The organism is Pseudoalteromonas sp. SG45-2 (assembly GCF_014164115.1).
Classification (GTDB): Bacteria; Pseudomonadota; Gammaproteobacteria; order Enterobacterales; family Alteromonadaceae; genus Pseudoalteromonas; species Pseudoalteromonas distincta.
This window is the reverse complement of sequence record NZ_JACJEO010000065.1, coordinates 1-619: the sequence shown is the minus strand read 5'-3', so window position 1 is coordinate 619 and position 619 is coordinate 1. Positions and strand designations below refer to the sequence as shown.

The following is a 619-nucleotide window of genomic DNA, read 5'->3' as shown; positions in this document are numbered from 1 at the left end:
ATTACTGATGAGGAACTTAACGCCTTTTTTAACGATCCTGCGATTCGTAAACTTTCTAGAGCAAGCCAAAAAATACAGATAAACAGTATTTGGTTCTTGTTTAAGAATATTTTACATCGGCCACTTAACTTAGATATTGTACTGCCAAAAATAAAACCTCGGGCACCTACTTATTTATCGCGTGATGATATTCGACGACTTATAGAAAGTTGCACGGATATGCGCTTAAAAACATTGATAGTGGTGTGTTATGGATGTGGTTTGCGTATTGGCGAACTGCTGCGCATCAAAGTGCAAGACATCGATGGACAGCGTAAAACCATTTTAATTGAACATGGTAAAGGAGATAAGTCACGCTATGTTGTTGTATCAGATAGCGTGCTAAATCAATTACGTTGCTATTGGAAAATGTATCACCCAACGGGCTGGATGTTTTATTCACGATGGTTAATGGATAAACCCATGTCACCCTCAAGCTTCAGAAAGACATTGAAAAAACATGCACAAATGTGTGGTTTAAAGCACTGTAATCCACATGTATTACGCCATGCTTATGCAACACATCAACTTGAGTTAGGGATGCCGCTTCATCAACTTCAACATCAGCTTGGTCACAGTG

1 protein-coding gene is annotated in these 619 nt (G+C 38.9%); it reads left to right on the top strand.

Going from position 1 to position 619, the window contains the following annotated elements:
- Positions 1-619: tyrosine-type recombinase/integrase (locus H5116_RS20555; protein WP_220487503.1), on the top strand; the 619-nt coding region annotated here is incomplete at both ends.